This is a genomic window from Thermogutta terrifontis, from assembly GCF_002277955.1.
Classification (GTDB): domain Bacteria; phylum Planctomycetota; class Planctomycetia; order Pirellulales; family Thermoguttaceae; genus Thermogutta; species Thermogutta terrifontis.
The window spans coordinates 2,407,457-2,429,270 of the sequence record NZ_CP018477.1 but is presented as its reverse complement, the minus strand read 5'-3'; the positions used below and the strand labels follow the sequence as shown (position 1 = coordinate 2,429,270).

The 21,814-nt window shown below is 56.1% G+C and carries 10 protein-coding genes; 3 read left to right on the top strand and 7 right to left on the bottom strand.

The features are described 5' to 3' along the window. Window positions 1-152: 152 nt before the first annotated feature. Window positions 153-1,520, bottom strand: a complete 1,368-nt coding sequence (locus tag THTE_RS09015) for a hypothetical protein (protein WP_095415124.1) — start codon at window positions 1,518-1,520, stop codon at window positions 153-155. Continuing rightward, window positions 1,517-7,006, bottom strand: coding sequence for an AAA domain-containing protein (locus THTE_RS09010; protein ID WP_095415123.1), 5,490 nt, complete (start codon window positions 7,004-7,006; stop codon window positions 1,517-1,519). The genes THTE_RS09015 and THTE_RS09010 overlap by 4 nt, the downstream gene beginning before the upstream one ends. A 989-nt stretch (window positions 7,007-7,995) precedes the next feature. Between THTE_RS09010 and THTE_RS09005 the strand changes: the two genes are divergently transcribed. Beyond that, entirely contained in the window at window positions 7,996-11,442 is a 3,447-nt protein-coding gene (locus THTE_RS09005; RefSeq protein ID WP_168175821.1) for an FG-GAP repeat domain-containing protein, read from the top strand. 294 nt (window positions 11,443-11,736) lie between these two features. After that, the gene (locus THTE_RS09000; protein ID WP_095415121.1) at window positions 11,737-13,485 is read left to right on the top strand and encodes an amidohydrolase; all 1,749 of its coding nucleotides are present in this window, start codon (window positions 11,737-11,739) and stop codon (window positions 13,483-13,485) included. Between the two features lie 96 nt (window positions 13,486-13,581). On the opposite strand, the gene THTE_RS08995 is transcribed toward THTE_RS09000, so the two are convergent. Next, window positions 13,582-14,028 carry a hypothetical protein gene (locus THTE_RS08995; RefSeq protein ID WP_095415120.1) on the bottom strand — a complete coding sequence of 149 codons (447 nt, stop codon included), beginning with the start codon at window positions 14,026-14,028 and terminating at the stop codon, window positions 13,582-13,584. A 458-nt stretch (window positions 14,029-14,486) separates the two neighbouring features. On the opposite strand from THTE_RS08995, the gene THTE_RS08990 reads away from it, so the two are divergent. Then, the gene (locus tag THTE_RS08990) at window positions 14,487-15,680 is read left to right on the top strand and encodes a metallophosphoesterase family protein (protein ID WP_095415119.1); all 1,194 of its coding nucleotides are present in this window, start codon (window positions 14,487-14,489) and stop codon (window positions 15,678-15,680) included. Between the two features lie 61 nt (window positions 15,681-15,741). Here the strand turns inward: THTE_RS08990 and THTE_RS08985 are convergent, their stop codons facing one another. From THTE_RS08985 to metK, 4 genes are all read right to left on the bottom strand, one after another. After that, window positions 15,742-17,223 carry a sulfatase family protein gene (locus THTE_RS08985; RefSeq protein WP_095415118.1) on the bottom strand — a complete coding sequence of 494 codons (1,482 nt, stop codon included), beginning with the start codon at window positions 17,221-17,223 and terminating at the stop codon, window positions 15,742-15,744. A 216-nt stretch (window positions 17,224-17,439) separates the two neighbouring features. Beyond that, a complete protein-coding gene (locus THTE_RS08980) occupies window positions 17,440-18,858 on the bottom strand; it encodes a sulfatase family protein (protein ID WP_095415117.1) in 1,419 nt (472 codons plus the stop codon). Between the two features lie 161 nt (window positions 18,859-19,019). Beyond that, complete coding sequence (locus tag THTE_RS08975; RefSeq protein ID WP_157731974.1) at window positions 19,020-19,979, bottom strand: hypothetical protein; 960 nt, start codon at window positions 19,977-19,979, stop codon at window positions 19,020-19,022. 142 nt (window positions 19,980-20,121) lie between these two features. Next, the gene (gene metK / locus THTE_RS08970; protein WP_257789931.1) at window positions 20,122-21,483 is read right to left on the bottom strand and encodes a methionine adenosyltransferase; all 1,362 of its coding nucleotides are present in this window, start codon (window positions 21,481-21,483) and stop codon (window positions 20,122-20,124) included. Between the last annotated feature and the right edge of the window lie 331 nt (window positions 21,484-21,814).

Here is a 21,814-nt window from a genome sequence, read left to right as displayed (position 1 = left end):
CGGATTGCGTTACGTTCCCCTCGCGAAATTTTCGTGCAACTTTCGGTCAACATCTCGGACCACCCGGTATAAGTTTTTGCTCCCAGAGAATCCGACGCTGATCGCAAAAAACCGGAGCGACTTCCCGTTTACTGCGGCCTTCCGTCACGTCTTTAGCGTGCTCCCCTCCGTTTTTGGATGTTGGTAAATCGAGTTTCAAGGCGGGCAATGAGAGCCTCTGCCTCGCTCATGGAATAGCCTGCCTGTGCCAGGGTCTGTCGCGTTTGAGTCTCAAAGGTCTCCCTTCTCTGCCACCAGCGCGGGATCACCAGGCGGTCTTCGTCCGGCACCTGGCGCAACCTGGATGCGAGATCGCGGAAGACATCAGCTTCTCCTGGTGCCGAGGTTGTATTCGCTGTCCACACGCCGACCGGCAGGAGAACTTCCTCATCCTGCACTCGCACTCGGAGGCAATGACCGATCAAGGCCTGGGTCTCACAAACACAGAGTACACTGTCGGGAAATGGCCAGTCACCGCGTTCCATCACCTGACACCCAGCCCCATCGGAGTTCCATCTCACAGCAAGATCGTGCGACAGATTTGGATCATAGCTGACGATAAGCCGCCCCTGGGCTTGGACCGAAACAGCCAGGGAAAGGAGCTTGGGATGCACAATGCACCAGCGTACTGAATCGGGGATCGTTTCGGCAAAACGGGGGAGGGCCACCCATTGACCGCCACCCGAATCGCCCGAGGATGAAGACACAATCGGCCACGTTTCCAACCTTTCCCCACGTAACTTATCCAAACCAAGGGCCGGTGTGAGAAATCGTCCCACGATTTCCGCGGCGGGGAGGCAATTGATGTATTCGGTTTCCGTTTCATTTGGCAATTGCAATGCGATCCGCCCATCTCGCAGGTCGACGCTTGCCATGACCTCCCGCCATAGAATCTCGGGTTCCGCGATTGGTCTAAGCCCCTGAATACGAGCCTGAGGGCGCCACCATGGAAAACGGGCATTGGGAATCCATTCCCTGATCAGGTTTTCAGGGAACAGATTCTGAAAGACTTCAGGATTGACTCTAATGGCCGGGGATTGAGAAGAGTAGCGGAGAGCGTCTTCCTCGCTAAGGATTCTCGGCCCGATGGGATCGAAGAGAAACGATTCCTCATGGACTTGGCTTCGCGCTTCGATTTGGTTGTCCGCCAGCATCTGTTGGCCCGCCGAGGTTATCTCCAGTTCTTCGAAACGGAGCCACTGCGGATCACAGTCTTTTCTCCGGGGAGCGACAGCACCTACAGTGATGAGCTCGTTGATGACGGCATTAACAAGCGGGGCGGCATCCGGGACACAGAGGAAATCTTCGAAGGCCCTCACGAGAGGGAGCCGTCGGAACAGGGGGTCACCGGACAAACGGTCGCACATGACGAGCGTGATCCGCTCGAACGCCGTGACGATCCGCGGAACACTGTGCGTGATTTGCACCGAGAATCGCAGGGCCGGCAGCCCAACGCGAAACTTGGTCAAACTGATGGTCATGGCTTGCTTCCTCTCACAATTGGCTGCACGGCACGTCCCATTTGTCGCTGAAACTCTTGGTATGTCTCCGCGGACAGGATCTCGGCTGCGGAACAAAAGCATCCCCACCGCTCGATCTCCTCGATGATGTGCCGATAAACCTCGACTTCCCGGTACCCTGGCCGGTCAAGATGAGGCAGCCTCACAGGATACTGGCGAAAAGTCTGCTCCGCACCAACGATTACCAGCAGTTCCTGCGCCCGCGAGAATGCCACATTAATGCGTTCAAACTGAGCCGTGTTGGCACGCCGTGATAATCTGTGGGACGGGTTGCGGACCAGGCTCACGAGTACAATGGGACGTTCCTGCCCCTGATAGCGATCCACCGTGTTGATATCTACGCGAATCGCCTGAAAGTTGAAATTCTGTTTTCTTTGGAAACGACGAAGAGTTTCGCGAATTGTCCGCACCTGGCGGGTGTAAAAGGTGATCACACCAACTCGACGCGGAGGCTTCTTACCGGACCCGAAGCCCATCTCTCGATAGGCCATTTCAATGTCATACAGGCACTGCGCAATGAGCAGCGCTTCTAATGCGTTTGTTTTGCCCCCTGACCCCGTCCGCTCTTCAAAGTGTGGTTTTCCTAAAGGATCGAACGAGGAATCAATCCACAGAACATGTTGATCCGGTACAAGATAAGTGCGATTCTTGGGACCGCGCAAAGTCAAATTGTGAAGGCGATGCTCCCGAGGATCAGAATTTGGGTCCCTACCGTCGGGATCACGGAGACCACATACCAGCCGGTTTTCGTAGAAATGGTTGATCACCTTCATGATCTGAGGGTGCATCCGATACTGTGTGAAAAGGAAAGACTTCAGCGTGTCGGATGCGTTCTCGAAGTGCTCTTTGAACAGCGAGGCAGTCACTAACTTACGAAAGCGTTCGAATGTTTCCCGAGTCAGAAGCACCGGTTCCTGACCGTTTTCCTCGTCTCCCGCTTCGGTCTCTGCCACCATTTCTTCCCAAGGCAGTTCCCGCTCGCGGAAAAGGGGTGGAAGTTGCCGGTGATCGCCCACGAGAATGGCCGTGCGGGCCAGCAAAAGTGGCATGACGATTTCAGGTGGAGTGGCCTTACTGACCTCGTCCACAATCGCCACGTCGAATCGGACAAAGCCGTACTTTTCCAGGGTCTGAGGATTCTCGGTGCATGTCACACCCACGACATTGCACGCTTTGAGGTAAATGGGAAAGAACTGGTGGTGGTCACGCTCCGCTACAGTTGGATCCATGAGGGATTTGGTCCAACCCTCCAGGATCTCGCTCCAGGCCTTTCGGATCGGCTCTTGACGCTGAAGGAAATGCTTGAGCTGTTCAAGTTGTTCCGTGACACGGTGCCGAATGGCAAGCAGATCCGCCCGGCTTGGGGCGTGCTCGGGGCTTTCCCAGTGTTTGCGCAATAACTCCCCCAGACACGACTCTTTTTCCGCCATTTGCCGCTCGAGAAGCGCCAGTTGATCCCTCACATTGGCCAGCTCAATTTCCCAGCGGCGTGTTTGTTCGGCGGAAGGCCCGCCTGGCGCCGGCGCGTTGACGAACTCTTCCACTCTTATCCGGCAATTCTCATAAACACGGGCCATTTCGTCACGCACTTCGCCGATCGTGCGAAGAGCCTCGTAGAGACGTGAAAGAACCTCTTGTCGCCGGGCATCGGGGTTGGTGAACTGATGGGCAACTGGAATACCATCGACTGTCGCAGTGAACACTGCCTGGTAAACTTCGGCATTTAGGCCACTGCCACGCTTTCGAAGTTCGCGGATCCGTTTCTGCACTTCCTGCCACGCAGGGAGCTTGCTCGCGTCCTCCGCCATCTCTTCCTGCAGCTGCCGCGCCTTCCGTTGAAGTTCTTCCAAGAGGAGAGCATCTTCCTGCGAGAGGACACCTTCGGCATTAGAAGCCTCCAAACGCTTGGCGTCTGCCTCCAACCGAGGAACGAGCCTCTCGACTTCCTGCCACCGGCGAAAGATCTGTGCAAGTCCCAAAGATTGCTGGGAGGTAGGAAGCGGTGCGATGGTCACCTGTCCAGGATCGAGATCAATTCCCACGGTCCGCAGTTTTTCGACCAGTGGGGAGACCATTCCCACGAGTTCCTCGGCAATGTCCGCTGGGAGTTGCCCCGGACCATTGGCCCCGTTGTTCAGGAACGCCAGAAACTCTTTTGCCCGCTCCCGTTCCATAGCAACCCGGCGGCTCCGTTCCTCGGCCTGATACGCGTCATTCATCGCCGCAATGATCTCGTCACAGCGATCCGCGAGCGACCGATGCCTCAGCTCCATCCCAGCCAGGTCAGCCGTGAGAATGTCTACCTGGGCAAGCCACTCTTGAAGTTCCCGCAGCATTCGCTCCGCCTCTGCCCACGGCTGAAGAATCCCTTCCCGACAGGTTTTGGCAATCGCTTGGTAATACGTTGCGAGAGCCTGATTCTCGCTGAAAGGGCCACTTTCATCGGCCCGTTGTCCCAGTCGGATCGCCCTAATACTGGGAAATCCCGCGAGGCGTTCCAGAGCATTGTCCACAGCCAGGTTTGCCTGCGAGGCCAACAGAACCGTCTTTTTCTGTTCCACCAGTTGACAGATGGCCTCTGCGATCATGGTGGTCTTGCCTGTGCCGGGAGGCCCCTGGACGAGCGCCAGGTCTGGAGCACTGATCATCTTGCAAACCGCCAGCTTTTGATCCTCATTGAGATCTTTCCGGAACCACCGGTCCTCTGGTATGGAGACGAGCTCGGCCGGCTCGTCTGCTGCCTTGATGTCGAACAGATAGCTCGATAAGAGGGGGGCATAGCCCGACTGTTCCTGCAGACGATCCAACGCAATGCGCTGTCGTTTTACCAGCGCGAGATCTCCCACGATGGAGAGAGAAAGAAAGCCCTGACGGGGGATTTTTCGAAGAAGCACCTCTTCAATCCGCTGCCAACTGGCTCCTTCCTCGCGCATCCGATCGAATTCCTCTTGCGCTGGTTCGGTCAGCCGGTACATGGCCCACCCCCAGATAGGGTTTTCCCAGGGCATGCCGGTCAGATCCACCTCGTTCGGCGGTTCAGACGCCTGCTCAAGACTCACGAAATCGCCCAGTTCCGTCTCCTGAGCCCGGCGATCATCGTTGTACTCAAAAGTCCACGGATCCTTCGAATAATCAAGGGAATAGGCCCGCACTTCATCCTGTCGCAGGATGCGACGCATCCTTTCCCAACTCTCGCGGCCTGGAGCCACCACGAGAAAGCGGAGTCGCCCTTGCGGATCTTCTCGATCCAACGTCACTTGGACGTAGCGGACTCCGTCCAGGCTCTTTTTCGCCAAAGTTTCTTTCCAATCGAGATATTCCCGCCAATCAGCAAGGCGTTTCTGGGTGTCCACTGAAATGGGTGGGAGGGCTTCGATAAAAGACCTCGTCAGCACGTTTTGGCGTCGTTGCCGGCCGGGATACACTTCGTTTGTGCGTGCTACCACACGGATTTCGCGTTCGAATACCCGCCTGGGGCAGTGTGACAGATCGACGATTCGTTGGACGAGCAGAACAGGGTTGTCGGGATCGTTGCGGTTATCGATAAGCCGTCCCCAAACACCCAATGTGACCCCCGGCGGCAGTATTTCTTCCATGCGGGGAGTTATGGTTGTAGGCCGGACTAATAAACGAGGCTGGTCTTCCCGGTAACTGATGTTACAAACGAAATAACTGCGAACCAGGCCATCCGGAAAAAATGTCGGCAGAAACCACGAGAGCGGTTCCTGCAATAGCTGGGTGTCAGTTTTTCCATAGCGCTCGAGCAACTCCTTCAACTGGGTATTCAAACCGTCCCATTTACAGCCTTCGCGGTCTGAATTATCCTCTGCGTTTCTATAGAAATCGAGGTAGAGAGTGCCTTCGGCCACCGGACTCTCTTCGCTCGACGTGGCACTGCGTCGAGCCACAACTCTTCTCTCCACCCGATCACTTTTCGCCCATGACTCGCGATCCCCGTGAGTCAACAGGCGCGACACCTCCTCGCGACGATTGGCACAAACTTGGGCGATTTCCTCAGCCCGCGCGGATTCTGGGAGCGTGACTCCGCACTCCTGCAATCGAAGAGCGATTTCGTGCCGCAATCGCTCGCATTGAGCCCGGCATTCCCTCAGGCGACGGTGTGGTTCGGCCAAGCCGGATTCCAGAGCCTCATGCTCTTGCTCTTTCAAACGCTCGAGAAAAGCTTCCGCTTCGACAAGATTTTGTTCCGCACCAACCTTGTTTTCATGCGCTGCGTCATACTCCTTTTGAGCTGTCTCCAGGGCCTTTTCCGCTTCTGCCAGCAGTTTCTGCCATGCATCCTCGATTGCTTGTTCCCGTGCTCGGTCGCGCGCTTTCTCGCATTCACACAGTCTCATTTCCGCATTCTGCAATGCCCGCCGTGCCGTTGCGAGCGACTCTTCACACTTCTGAAGTTCCGCCGGAATCTGGCTTCTTTTTTCGACGAACGCGCTGTATTGACGGTCCTGCTCGTGGCGGCGTGCCGTGGTGATTCGCTCCTCCTCCCGCGTAATCAAATCACGGCGTTTTGATCTAATTTGCTCGAGGGAACTGGTGATCTTCGATTCTTCGCTTACGATTTCGCCATACCGAGTCTGAGCCCTTGCAAGCGCCGCCGGGGGGTTATACAGAAACCCGACAAGCAAACGCCACAGGCCGCTCGTTCCCCGGTATTGTTCAACTTCCTTTTGGAGTCGCTGTATTTCTCGCGTCAGATTTTCTTTCTCTGTGCGAAGGTCAGACAACTTCCTCTCCGACGCGGCAATCTCTTGATCTAATTGGCGGACTTCCTGTTGGTGCGCAGAACGTGCCTGTTCGGCAGCCTTCTCGACCGCCTGCTCCACTTCCGGCGGCAAGTTTCCACGGCCCCAGTAGTGCGCGTCCTCTTGAACTTTCGCCAACTGGGCTGTCAGGTCGGCCTTTTGCGTTTCCAGTGATTGGATCGCGTCTTCGAGTGAATCCCGTTCCCTGTGCAGTCGGGCCAGTGTTTCTTCAAATGGCGCGCACTTCTCCCGCACAGCCTGTTCCAGAATTGCCTGATCCTGCGGCGTGAAGTCCCTGGTACGCAGCTGCACAACCCGTTCCCTGGCAGCCTCCAAGGCTCTTTGCGCTCGGGCGACAGCCATCTCGGCCTGCTCCAGCTCGCGCTGCGCAGCCCGGCGCCGTTGCTCCCCGTCCGTCCGCCGTTTGTTCCAAAGGTTTCGGAGTTCGCGCTCGGTTCTGAGAAACTCCTCTTCCACCTTGGCCTGTTGCTCTTCGGCTTCAGCGAGAAGCTTTATGGTGGGCGTTATTGCCTCGAGAGTGCGTTGCTGCTCGTGGAGTAGTAGCCACTGATAAGTTGGAGAACGGGTCAGACGCAGAGACTGGCTGATCTCTTCTGGGGAACGCCAATGCCAACGGTCATCATGAATGCCGGTTTCAGATTGCCCCAAGGAAGGCCCGAGCATAACGTTACCCCGCGAAAACGGACCTCAAATTGACCCTTGTACTTCCTCCTTTTCAGGAGATACGCTGGGGCGGACCGCCCGATAACAATGGTCCACCCGATATTTTAACAACTCTCGTAGCGAAGAAAAGAACTAACGGACTGGCGTTCGAGAAACCAATGCTAAACCATCCATCGGCGACCGTTAGTTTGAGTGTCGCCCCCATCGACGCCAATAATTAAGATCGCGAATTCCGCCTGTTTAAACTCTCTACAAACAGCCCACGAAAGCGGTGATAGTTAAAACCAGACTTTTTTGAAGGCTGCTTACCGGTTCAGTTCGCATCGCAACAGGTCGGTCGCGATTCCGGCGTTAAGGGTGCTGGTCGTCACCAGGGATGGGCAGGATGAATGCCATGGTGCCGCCCGAGTTGCGGACTCCATACCTGTGTGATGCCTAAAGGACCGACTGTTTTTTGTATTGGCCGGTCGTGCAGAACTCTGTGGTGGGCAACGTTTTACAGCAATATTTGGCCCGATTAGAATAAAGATGGCATTGTATCGGCAAAATGACCAGTTCGTGATCAGAGGTTGCGACCCAGATTGCAAAGGTACACTCCACCGTGGACTGTCCTCGATCAAGGTGAACGCGGTTACCGGCCAGGTTTCCAGATTGCGTACATCCGCAGCCGAGCGAGCTGGGTTTACACGAAGTCGTGGCAGACGACAACCCAGGAAATGGCGACAGAGATTTTTAAGCCTATAAAAGAAATCAAAAAGACATATTGGGCGGCGTGTTCAGCAATTCTGAACACAATTGGCACAGGCCATTCCATGATAGAGACGCGTCTCAATCAGGCATGTTAAAAAAGTTGGGAAAATTTTCGTTTCGGGAGGTGGATCGTGGCCGGCCGAGAGAGACAGATGCGAGAGCTGTCAGAGCATCGTTGGACACAAAAAAGGAGAAGATGCGTAAAAAAGAAATCCTTTACGCGGCGTAGAAGGCCTAGCTTGGAAGTACTCGAAGAACGCTGGCTCCTGGATGCCAGTCTACCGAGCATCTTCCCCGGGTTAAAACTCCATCTCGGAAATGTCGAGCCGGCCTCGGTCGTGATGGGCGACCTCAACGAAGACGGGAACCCAGATCTGGTGACCGCCAACCGCCTGGCAGACGCGGTCAGCGTGTTTTTCGGGGAGGGGGATGGACGTTTTACCGTAACCCAGTATCCCGTAGGGGATCTTCCCAGCGATATCGAAATGGCGGATTTTGATGGCGACGGTCATCTGGACGTCGTTGTTTCAAATTCCGGTGACAACTCGCTGTCGCTGTTTTTTGGGTCTGGTGGGGGAAATCTTGGAGATGGAATTTTGTGGTCTCTGCCCTCGTCTCCCCGCGACCTCGCAGTTGGTGATTTTGATGGCGACGGAAATCCTGATATTGCGGCGATCCTCGTCAGCGACGGCGGCAACAGCTTGGCCATTTTCAGCTATCAAGGGGATGGCAGTTTCGAGGTCTTGTTCGAATCACCGGCCGGCATTTCGCCCCGTGCCCTCACGGTCGCAGATGTCAACCGCGATGGGCATCCGGACTTGCTGGTTGGGAATCTGGGCAGCATTGATGTGTACCTCTTCGAGGAAGACGAGGCATTTCAATTAGTCAGTACACTGGTGCCCATCCGCACGGATTCCATCGCTGTGGCTGACTTTGATGGTGATGGTCTCGTCGATATCGCAGCCTGCGAGAGGGGCTCCCCGTATTTCCTTGTCGCGCTCGGCGAGGGCGACGGTAACTTTGATGTTCTGTCCCTCCAGAGCCTAGACAGAACCCTCCAGTACTTGCTGGCCGGGGACTTTAACACGGACACACGAATAGACCTAGCACTCGTTGATGCTGAAGGTACCATTCTCTCGCTGACGGGACACGGTGACGGATCCTTCGAGACGCATATTCCACCTGGCCCCTCGGCATCCTCGGGAAGCGCTGCGGGCATCGTCGGCGATGTCAACAGCGACGGACACCTCGACGTGGTGACAGTAAACACCTATGACGTTTCCATTATCTTCGGTGATGGAACTGGGGTGTTCCCATCCCGGCAGTCGCACCCAGCAGGACTCAGTCCGTCGCGAGTTCGTCCGGCCGATCTCAACAATGACGGTTGGCCTGATTTGCTGGTGGCCAACTGGTCGGGCGGGTACGTTTCCATTTTTCTCAACGATCGCACTGGCAACTTTGTAGAAATGGGGCGATATCCAATCGGCCCGTACATGGGGGCTGTTGCCGCCGCCGATTTCAACGGAGATGGTCACGCCGACTTTGTCGCAGTTGACCGTTTCAACGGGGAAGTGGCCGTGTTCCAGAACATTGGTGGCGGTCAGTTCGTTTCCGATTCCCGATTTGCTGTCGGGCAGGGCCCATCGGATGTTGTCGCTGCTGACTTCAATGGCGATGGGCATCTTGACCTGGCAGTCTGCAACCAGGGGAGCAACGACGTCTCTATCCTTCTGGGACTGGGTGATAACACCTTCCAAGCGCGAGGCCGCTTTACCGTGGGAAGCAACCCGTTTTCTTTGGCGGTAAGCGATTTCAATGGTGACGGCCGGATGGATCTGATTTCCGCCAATTGGGACAGTGACGACGTATCGATCCTTCTTGGCAATGGCGACGGCACTTTCCAAACCGAGCTGCGCTACACGATGGGCGACGGATCGCGTTCGGTAGCAGCAGGGGATTTTAATGGCGACGGGTTTGTGGATATCGCTACGGGCAATCGACAGAATCATTCGGTGTCCGTCCGTCTGGGCAATGGTGACGGGACATTTGGGACCGAAAGCCGGTACTCTGTGGGAAACTTTGTCTCGCACTTGACAGTGGCCGACTTTGATGGCGACGGCCGCCTGGACATCGCCACGACGAATAGCGGGTCAAACGACGTCGCGATTCTTTTCGGCAACGGGGACGGGACCTTTCTTCCTGAAGTGCGTTTCACAGCGGGAGATAGCCCCGAAGCCCTCGTCGCTGTGGACGTCGATCGCAACGGTCGCCTCGACCTCGTGGTCCTCAATCAGGTTTCCAACAGCATCACGATCCTCCATAACCTCCTGCCTGGTCGTTATTCCGTCCGCGACTTGGGCACCGTTGACGATTTGACAATCTCGGATTTAGTGACCTTGGAACCGACGGACCTCGTGTTTCAGGTGTCTCCCACACGGAATGGGATTTTGACGGTCATAGGAGAGAGTCTCGACGTCCCGGGGTCGATAACGCTTCAGCTTTATGACGATAACCCCTTTGAGAATCCGGAGGCGACGCTCCTGGCACAGTCCCAATTCGCAGACAACCAGACCAGACTGGATTATGAATTCGCCGAGGGAGGGCGACTCTATTACGTGATCGCGTCGGGCAGCGACACGAGTTTTTCCCTCCGATTTGTAAATCTTTTAGCCGTCCAATTCCTAGGGGAGTCGGGGGCTTTGGTATCGGTTTTCGGTACTGAGCACGATGATTTTTTGGTTCTGCGGCCGGGGACCTCACCTCAGGTGGTGATCAATGGCGTTTCCTATGGATTGTCGGAGACGCCCGATTCCCTCACGGTGCAAGGCGGCCTTGGATCTGGTGTCGACATCGTCGTGGTCTACGATGGTCCTGGTGATGATATATTTCATCTCCGTCCGGGCTCCTTGAAAGCAGTCATTCCAGGCCCCATTCCAGTCAGCGTGGATCAGATCGTGGGGTTCGAGGAAGCTCACGTTTACGCAACCGGTGGTGGCCAGGACACAGCATACCTGTACGACTCGTCGGAACACGGTCTGGTCGATCTCTCCGTGAGCCTCAAATCTGAGCCGCAATACAGGCACGTGAAGATGATCGGTCCCGGGGTGTACCACCGGGTCAAACTGGTTGAAGTGGTTCATGCCTTCGCGACCGGCGATAATGATCGAGCGGTGTTCTTCGACTCTCCGGGTGACGACGTGTTCCTCGGCGGCTACGGCCTTAGCCGCATGGCAGGGCCCGGGTACGACGTGACGGCCCACAACTTTCGAACCGTCACAGCCTTCGCTTCGCAGGGATACGATAGAGCGGACCTGGTGGATTCCATCTTCAAAGACGAATTCCACGTTAAGAGCCACAAGCATGAGATCTTTGACCAGGTTACCGCGGGGGCACGATACCGGATTACCGTGCGGGCCTTCGATCACGTGTATGCGGAAGCGAATACAGCCGGTACCAGTCGCGATACGCTTAAAGTCTGGCCGACGGGTGGCGATGACCTGGTGGCTATCAGCGGGGATGTCCTGGACCGCTTCGTGGTTAGCGGAGAGGAAATGCGGTGGCTCTTCCGAGCTGTGGGTTTTGAGGTTGCCAAGCTCCAGCCTACTACTGACAGCAGCGATCAGGCGCAACTCACTGAGCCCATTCAAATGAACTTGGAGATTGGTAGCGGCTGGCAGGTGAATTGAGCGTGACTGCTGTTGCCGCAAGATTCACCACGCAGCGCGTCGGCGATTCTCGAGTTTCGCGCTTCTTCTCGTTTCCTATTGACGGGATGCCGTTTGCCATATGTTCTGGATGAGGCTGACGCACTGGTGAGCCAGCATGCCATGAAACGGCCTCTCCTTGGAATTCAGATAGGGCACCCTTGGCGGCAACCTGTTGATAATGGGCTATCCAGGTTGTATAAAATTCGCGGATAACGGTTGCACCTGCACGTTCGAAAAACATCCGCCGTGGGCACCAAAACCTGGAGGATGGCCATGAATGGGTATCGCTCGTCTGCCGCGGGAACACTTATCGCGAGTTTGTCCATCGCGTGGGTCTTCGCATGTCCATTCGCTTTGGGCGAGGGACAGCCGGACTGGATCTTCCACAACGCGAAAATTGTCACTGTGGATGAGCATTTCCGGATCATGGAGGCGATGGCAGTCAGCGGCGACCGGATAGTGGCGGTCGGGCCCAACGAGGAAATCATGAAGCTCGCAGGTCCGAGCACCCAAGTCGTTGATCTCCAAGGCCGGATGGTTCTGCCCGGCCTCATCGATTCTCACTCCCATCCACCTTCCGCCGCGGTGTACGAGTTCGATCACGAAGTACCCTCCATGGAGAGTATCGCGGACGTACTCGCCTATATTCGTGCTCGCGCTGCCGTGTTGCCCAAGGGAGAATGGATCGTTATCCAGCAGGTTTTTGTGACACGTTTGAAAGAGCGGCGATTTCCCACACGCAAGGAACTGGATGAAGCAGCGCCGGAGCACCCAGTGATGTTCCGAACCGGCCCGGATGCAGCGCTGAATTCTCTGGCGTTGAAACTCGGCGGAATTGATCGAAATTTTCAGATCACTGACGGTCAGCCGGGATTTGTCGAAAAAGACCCTGTGACTGGTGAGCCTACCGGGATCCTGCGGAGCTGCACCCGACTGGTCAAGGTCACATCGTCCGCCAAATCCCCCAGTGAGGAAGAATCACGCGAGGCGCTCCGTAAGTTACTCCGGGCGTACAACGAGGTAGGCCTGACCAGTATCGTGGACCGGAGCGGGAATGACCGCACTATTGCGCGTTACAAGGCACTCCTGGATCAAAAACAGTTGACCTGCCGCATCTTCATCACCTACTATGTCGATGCGCAAGCCCCGATCGAGAAAATCGAAGCCGCCATCGATCGGGCGGTGGCTCATCCGCTTCATCAGTATAATCCGTGGATCTGGGTCCGCGGTCTGAAGTTCTTCCTTGATGGGGGAATGCTCACCGGAAGTGCCTACATGCGGGAGCCGTGGGGAGTAAGTCAGATTTATGGGATCACCGACCCTGACTATCGCGGCGTTTTATTCGTGGAACCAGAAAAACTTTACCAAATCGTGAAGCTGGCACTTGCCAAAGGACTCCAGCCAACCGCTCATGCCGTTGGGGATGGCGCCGTGCTCGCCCTTGCCGAGGCCTATGCGCGGGTGAACCGCGACTTTCCCGTGCGCGAGCTGCGACCCTGCATATCCCACGCGAATTTCATGAGCCCCGAGGCCATCGCCCTGATGGCCCAGTGTGGAATTGTCGCGGATCTGCAACCCGCTTGGTTGTACCATGATGGGGCGACCCTTGTTGCACATTTCGGCCTCCAACGCCTCAGGTATTTCCAACCTTACCGGACTCTTGCCCAGCAGGGTGTGATCGTGGGTGGCGGTTCAGATCATATGCAGAAGATCGGACGGCGTCGCTCGATCAACATTTATGATCCCTGGCTCGGCATGTGGACGGTGCTCACGCGCCGGCCTCGGGGGAGTGATGCGCCATTGCATCCCGAAGAGATCATCACGCGTGAGGAAGCAATTAAACTGTATACCATCAACAACGCTTATCTGACTTTCGAAGAGAAGTTAAAAGGCAGCCTGGAACCAGGGAAGTATGCAGACTTCATCATCATTGACCGCGATATCCTGACCTGTCCGGTCGACGCTATCGCTGACACTGAGGTTCTGGAAACCTGGGTGGGTGGCCGTAAAGTCTTTCCATGAGGCCCAAGACTTAAGCCGCTGGCCCCGGTGCTCCCGGCAAAAAATGATTCTTACTGGCAGACGTTTCCAAGCAGTAAGGCCGCCGCTCGCAGTTGGTTACTGTCCAGCCTGCCTGAGTTGCCTGAGAAGATCGCTAATTCCCTGATGGGCTTCTTCGTTAGCCCGTACGACGAGAGCATGGCCTGGCCGCCAGTAATACACCGCTCCTGGTCCCCCGGCAGGGGCCCAATGAGACGGCGCGACGTGACGATGAATCAGGTCCACCAGTGCCTGTCCCTCGTTCGCCGTATTGGTTGAGTTTCCTGTCCAAGAGTTGCTAACTCCGCTCTGTAATCGTCCGCGCATCCCGGAGTTAAATCCACCAGGGGGCTGGACAAATCCACCTGCCGGTGGCCACCCGCGCTGCGGAAGCATCCATGGTGGCGGTTGCGCCGCGACGGGGGAAGCTGCGATGCTGGCCGAAATCACAGCCAGCACAAGCAGCAGCCCCACACGTTTGTCCCACCATCCGCGGATTCTTCGGTGCATTGTAAGCCGGTCCATCCTTCCCGCTCCTCCGCCTTCGGAAACGGTTCGCCCGTAGGCGATTTTATCCTATCACGGACCCGCAACCCCGGCAACGCGTTTGCCTTTCGAGCCGCCTCCACGATTTTTAAGGACCGGTCAAACGCCAAAAGTTCGGCGTCTCGAATGGGCAATTCATGAATTGCCAGTACCTCCAAATTTGGACTGAATGAAGCAGGTAACGCGCGAACAATGAAATGGATCGCCCAAACTGAATATCTGGTCGTCGCAGGCAAGTCCCTCCAGGTAAAATTTCACTGCGGCACACGGTTTACCGAGGTTTACGTGCCTTTCCGACGGCCGAGGAAACGTGGACATGACCCGTTCCCGTGTCGCTGCGCTGCACGGCACCGGTTTTCATTGATCGAGAAGCACGTCGAGCAATGTTGACGTCCTGAAGAAGTTTCCGGGCACAATCCCTGAAGGAGGAATATCGGATGGAATCACGCGGTCCCGTTGTTCACGTTTTCAAAGCGATCTTAGCAAGCGCGCTGGGCATGCTGATGGCGAACGTCCCGGGCGTAAAAGGTTGGTGCGAAGTCACGGCGGTATGGATGGGCCACACACGGCCGCTGCCGGAGGAATTGACTCTCTCGTGGATCACGGATAATCCGGAATCGAGCCGTGTGGCCTACCAGGATGGCGCGGTTTGGCGGGAAATTCAGGATTCTCAGCCCACCACATGGCATCGCCTGCAGATACCGCTCTCCGATTCCACCCGTCCCTGTTCGATTCGCATTCTCAGCGGATCGGCAACGACTGAGGTGTTTTTTCCGGGCTATCCTGCCGATGGTTTGAGAATCGCAGTAGTAGCCAACTGGCAGAGCCGCCCCGATCTAAGTGCTATTCTGGCGGACAAACCTCATCTTCTCCTTACGGCAGGGGACCATGTGGATAATCTTCACTCGGTGTGTGGGGAGGGCCGCACGGAGTGCGTGGAACCGTTTCTTCGACTGATTCGGCAGTATCCAGAACTTTTCCGTCGGGTGCCGATCCTGCCCGTGTTGGGTAACCATGACCGGGAAATCCGCCCACGTATGGGGAAGCCGCCGGAGAATCCTGTGTATGACATCGAGGCACGGGCGTTCCGACGTGTTTTCGCCCTGCCCGATGCCGGCTGGTACTGGCACTTCACCCTTCCCCAGAGCGGATTATGCCTGGTGGGACTGGACCTCAACCATATCAGTGACCGGGGCACTACCTGGCAGTCCTGCCACGATTTTGGGCCAGATTCTGAGCAATTTCAGTGGTACAAGAAGATTGTCACGGAAAACACGATGCCTTTCCTGATCACCCTCCACAATGAGCAAAACGCCGCTATGCGGAATCAGTATGGTGGCATTTGGGAGCGGCTCTTCCAGAAAAACACGGCCGTCATCTCGGGGTTTGGCCACTTTGGCGAATGTGCGTTGAAAGACGGAGTGGCATATTTCAATACCTCTCTTCAGGGAAAGGGTGACCGATACCCCGACCCGGCGTCGGAGTTCGTCGCCAGCGAGCACAATTATCTCCTTATTACCGTCAATCGAAACCCGTCCTCGATGCAAATACGATTGAAGTCCCTTCTCGGGGAGACGCTTTACACTTCCGCGAGAATGGTTAGGATAGGCGGCAGAACGAACGCAGAATAACATCCCGAGCCATCTGGTGGCGCGCGATCCCAAAGCCTTGCCCTGGGCTTCTTTTTCATGTTCAGGTGGCCTTTTTTGCCCGCTGTTTCTGTGGGCGAGCAGGCTTGGGCGAAGGCTGCACTGGATTGGACTTTTCACCTGTGGCTTCCCGCCACTGTTCGAGAATCCGGCGGTGCTCTTCCAACACCGGACGCATGTCCGTCTTGCCTGCCAGATTGTTTAGCTCCGCTGGATCGCCCTCCATGTCAAAGAGAAGCTCCACCGGCTCACTGTTAGCCTGGGCTAGGCGGATGTACTTGTACCGCGCTGTTCGCACCATGAAACTCCGCCCCAGGGCAGGTGTGTGGGCAATTTCAGAAACCACAAAGCCCCGCCACGGGGCACCCGGATTCTCAATAATAGGACGAAGGCTTTGGCCACGTACATCGGAGGGTGGTTTGATGCCCGCATAATCACAAATTGTGGGTAGCACGTCCACGGTGGAGACAAGGTGTTCCCGATCGATGCGTGTCGGAGTCACTCCTTCCCAACTTACAATAAGCGGTACTGCCGCCTCGGCATCAAAGAACATCATTTTTCCTGTCCATTGATGGCAACCGAGCCCCTCTCCATGGTCGCTGGTGAAAACAATCAGTGTATTGTTCTGTGCACCAATTTCCTTGACGGCATCGAGAAGCTGGCCGATCTGAGCGTCTACGTCTTCTACCATCCGATAATAGGCATAAATGTACCGCCGCCACTGCGATTCGTCCCAATCGGGATGCTTGGGGCGCCGTTGTCCCAGCCATGCCGGTTCGTTGTCAGCAAGCTTAAAATTCGGCGGAAGAGGTGGCAGTTCGATTCCCGCTGTCGGACCGTACCTTTGCCAAATCTGTTCCAGGAGTGGACTCGCCTCGCCCGCTGGGAGACAGATGTCATGTGGGTTGATCAAGGAAACCACCAGATAGAATGGCTTCTGGCGTGGTTGTTTAAGAAAGTCGATGGCGGCTTCGATCGTGGCCGCGTCCACGTCCCGGGCCAGTTTTCCCTGGCGTGTTGTCCGATTCAATACCTGAAAACCAGGAATCCCTTCCGTGGGATACACCGCCGGACAGTGCCACTTTCCTGCATACGCGGCCTCATATCCAGCATCACGGAACAACTCACCTGAAACCGGAATCCCCGGACGAATCGCCATATTGTTGTGGTCAACGCCCATCTCGTGAGGAAATCGCCCGGTGTGAAGGCTCGCACGAGAAGGGCTGCACAATGGGTAGGAGCAATAAGACTTGGTGAAATACACGCCCTGAGAAGCGAGGCGATCAAGGTTGGGCGTTTTTAACCACGGATTGCCCACCACGCTCGCAGCATCCACACGCTGCTGATCCGTCGTGATAATGAGAACGTTCGGCCGTCGTGGAGCTTCCGCCGCGGTCCATCCCGTTGTCACGACAGAGCAGGTGAAAACGGCCAACAGAGCGATCCACCTGACTTGCCAGCTCGGGCAAGGTTGACCCTTCGCATTCGGTCGTTGCTCGGCAAATTGTTCAAGTCGCGCTGTCATTTTAGCATCCTCCCCAAACTGGTCTCAAAACGACTTTTCCGAAAAATCTCAACAAACCGCGACTGTTGGTCATGCAAACAGCAGAGGTTTACCGCCATTAAAAAGCTTCTGTAATACCAATCGCTATGTATTTGAACCTGCGCCCGGTTATTCCGTCTACTATTAACGACAGTTCCATTCTTATCTATTCTTATGTTCAATGACACCTGTGGTTATTCATTCCACCACCCCGCTCTGACGCGCTTTCCGCTGTCCCCGGCGCGCTTGTGGTGTCGTGCTGTCTGGCGTAGAAAACTGCGCCTTCACCTTCTCGTCCAAGTCGGGTGGACGGATTCCTTCATGGCGTTTCAGAACGGAGAGTAGCACCTGATAGGACCGGGCGGCCTCCCCAGTCAGCGTATTGACGTCTAACGGCGATTTTTCCTCGGGATCATTGATAATATCAAAGAAACGCCCGTCTTTGTAAAGTTTAAACTGTTTATTGAACGCAAACTCCGTTGCGGCGAGGTTATTATTCTGCCGTGGCGAATACCAACAGTAGATCCATTCCCGCGGCTTTGCCGGCTTGCCGCACAACTGAGGCCAGAAGCTTTGCCCATCTAAAACGAGATCAGCAGGAAGTGTGATCCCGGCAGCCTCGCAAATTGTGGGGAAAATATCTGTGCTATCAATAAGATCACCACACACCTTACCTGATTGAATTAACCCCGGTCCGTTGACAATCAACGGCACGTGCATCCCGGCATCGGTGGTTTGCCCCTTGCCACCCACAATCTCGCGGTCACCCATTTTGGAGCGGATGCCTTTACCGGTTCCGTTATCGCCCAAGAAGATGATGAGCGTACGGTCCCGCAGGCCCAGGGATTCCAAGTGATCCACCAGCTTCCCGATCAACTTATCCATGTACTCGACCATCTCTCCAAAGTGGCGGGGATGCTGGTTCACATTTTCGCCTACTGCACGTGGATCCCAATCCGGACTGTCGGGGGTCGGCTGATACGGGGCATGAGTGAGGGTCAGGGGATAGTAGAGCAAAAATGGTTGGGCTTTATGACGTGTGATAAAATCACACGCGAACTGGTGGAGCAGGTCCGGCCCATACTCACCGTTGGAATAGTCCCGTTCCACCCCCATGATCTCCAGACCAGGGTTGGCATAACGTGGGGGACGTCGGGTGTGCTGCCAGAGGTAATATTCCTGAAAGCCCAGCCGTCGAGGCAGGTCCGGCTCGCGGCCCAATTGCCATTTGCCAACGATCCCGGTCGCGTATCCAGCCCGTTCGAAAAGATGAGCAAACGTGGTGACGTTCGGATCGATGACTCCGAACCGGAGATAATTTCGGGCATTGGACTGGCCCGTCATCAGCTGGACACGGGTTGGCGTGCACAGCGGCTGAACGTAGCAGCGCTCGAAACGGACGCCCGTGGCGGCTAGTGAGTCCAATCGTGGAGTGCGGTAAGACGTCCCGCCATTGGCACCAATTGTTTCATACCCCAGGTCGTCGGCCAGAATAACGATAATGTTCGGTCGTTCCGTCACCGGAGCCCCAGCGACGGCCTGTTGACTCGACAGTCCCGGGCTGACCACGAACACCCCAAAGACGAGGACGCTCAGTGCAAATGCCGCGCGGTTCATTGGATACCTCCCCACCGTAATAGCGATGAGCCGATGGTACTCCACGTCAAATTCGAGCCCGACCCATTATACAATGTGCCGCCTCTTTCCGCGCGCACCGCCTCCATGAAATTAGCAACCCTACGGCGACAGAAATCAGGACGGCCCTTGCTGGACAAAAATTACACTTTTTGCCATATCCGGCGCTGGGCCGATGCTCGCACCCGGAGATGCACCGTCAAGGCTGGTCCGGGAACACTGCGTCGAAGTTCAATTCGCGCTCCGTAGGGGTAACTTCGCAGTACGCGTGCCCGGAGACCATCGGGGCGAACAACTCGAGCAATGACCTGGGGAAGATGGTCAAACGGGGGGCTAAACTCGCAATGGACAACACGCACACGCTCACCATTCTCCAGCCCAACAAAGTGATCGGAAACCCATCTTTCCTCCTCCCGGCCAATTGCTCTCCACGCTTTGAAGAGGACGCCCACCTTCGCCCTAGCTCGTATCCCTCTTTTGGGCCACCTACCGCCTGGGAAATCAGAGGCCTGCCGTCTTTTGCTACCTCTCCGCAGGAGTGAAAACGGGATGCCGCCGATAACCGCAGCCACGACGGCGACATCTCCATCGACCGACCGCCAGCAAGACACACTCTGTTGCCTCCACAACGTCCTGGGGGAGAAAATCGGCCGTGGTTGGCAAAAAGCTGCCCACGTTCGGGACATGTTTGCAATCAGGGAGCGGGCATTTCTTGCCGGATTAAAAATGTTTCTGATGTACACGGCAGTTAAGGTGACGAGAATAAGCACGACTAGCATGCCCCACCATTCGCGGTAACTTTCCGCCGTCAAACCGCGCAGGAACAGTACGAGAGCACCGGCCAGGGCCGCTCCTGTCGAGAGGACCAGCGCGCCACCGACCACCAGGGGACTTTTGCGGCGGCAGGGGATCGCCCTCTCGACCGCCGTCCACAGAAAATAGTGGCCAGCTGCCAGGAGGACAAGCACAAGAAGGAATACCTCCGCGATGCCGGAGACAGGTGAGCTGTGCCCCAACCACACAATACCCGAAAACACTATGACAGCCAAAACACCACAGGCCGCGGCCAGCGTCACGCTTCCCCCCTCAAGGGCGGTCAGCATGCCTTCAGTCACAGATGAAAGCAAAACTGGTGCCGCTTGGCCTTTTCCGACCGTGGTAACTCGCTGTTCGGTAGGCCGTTGGGGCTCGGTTGTGGATGTCAGAGAAACCTCAGGAGGCGGTTGCGACTGCCGCATGAACCAGTCATTTGACGGAGACATGACCGACAGCGTCGAGGAGGTCCGCCGTGCGGTGGGTCTTCTCCCACGTGAATTCGGGAAGCTCGCGTCCGAAGTGTCCGCCAGCGGCAGTCTTACGATAAATGGGGCGGAGCAAGTCCAGATAGTCGATAATGCCTCCCGGCGTCAACGGGAAGACGTCCCGAATCGCCTGGCACAGAAGGGCTTCTTCCACCTTGCCCGTGCCATCCGTATCCACATAAATGCTGACCGGATCAGCCACTCCGATGGCATAAGCAAGCTGGACCTCGCATCGCTCGGCCAGTCCAGCGGCTACAATGTTCTTAGCAATATGACGGGCCATGTACGCTGCACTGCGGTCCACCTTGGTTGGGTCTTTGCCACTGAAAGCTCCACCCCCGTGCCGAGCCCAACCGCCGTAGGTATCTACAATGATCTTTCTGCCCGTCACGCCGGTATCGCCGTGGGGACCGCCGGTTACAAACTTGCCTGTGGGGTTAATGAAGTATTTGATTTCCCCATTCACCAATTCGCGCGGCAAAATAGGCTCCACTACCTTTTCGATCACAAATTCCCGAATTTCTTTCTGGGTCACCTCGGGCGCATGCTGGGTGGAAACAACCACGGTATCCACTCGGACAGGCGTGGGGCCATCGAATTCAATCGTTACCTGGCTCTTGCTGTCTGGTCGCAGCCAATCCACTACCTTCTGCTGTCGCAGAGTCGTTAAGCGATCCAGGATGCGATGGGCCAGCGAGATGGGCAGCGGCATGAACTCCGGAGTATGATTGATCGCGTAGCCGAACATCATGCCCTGATCACCGGCCCCAATTGGTTTGCCACGCGAGGCATCCGGGTCTACACCCATGGCAATGTCCGGGCTCTGCCGCCGCAGCGACACCAGCACGGCACACGTTTCGTAATTGAACCCCATGCTGTCGCTGGTGTAGCCCACCTCTCGAATGACATTTCGCACGATATCTGCATAATTGACGGCCGCTTTTGTGGTGATCTCGCCTGCCACCATGGCAAGTCCCGTGGCAACGAGCGTTTCACAAGCGACGCGGCTTTTGGGATCTTCTGCTATAAGGGCATCCAGGATCCCGTCTGAAATTTGATCCGCCAATTTGTCGGGATGCCCCATGCTCACAGATTCACTGGTAAACAAATACCGGCCTTTAACCACAGGACTGACCTCCTCTCCAACAAAATCCAGCGATAGCCATGAGACCAGCGAACACCGGCCGTGTCCTTCGCGTCGGGCGTTCCAACGATCTACTCGGTCGAACTTCCGATTATAGGCCATCGGATCACGCAAGAGCAAGAACCACTCCACCTGACTCAGCCCCACTTTTCCTTTGCCCACGAATACGCGGATTTCCACAGGGCGCGCGTGGGTGCGAGATTCAACCCTAAGGGGAACCCCTTGCCAGTTCCACTTTCGGAGCTTGAAAAATCCATTTCACCGGCCGGGCTCCAACTCTTCAGTTCATCTGCCGGTAAGACGGGAGGGGCAATTCATGAATTGCCCCTACACCATTTCGCGCCCACGGCAGTTTTTGCCAACGCAGGGATAGGTCAGCCACTCCACTTGCCTTTCGCCAAAACTCCCCCCGTGGATTTACCGCACGACGGCCTCCATCCAGCCAGTCTACCGTTCGAAAGTGCCTTGCATCTCAACTCACGGATGCAATCTG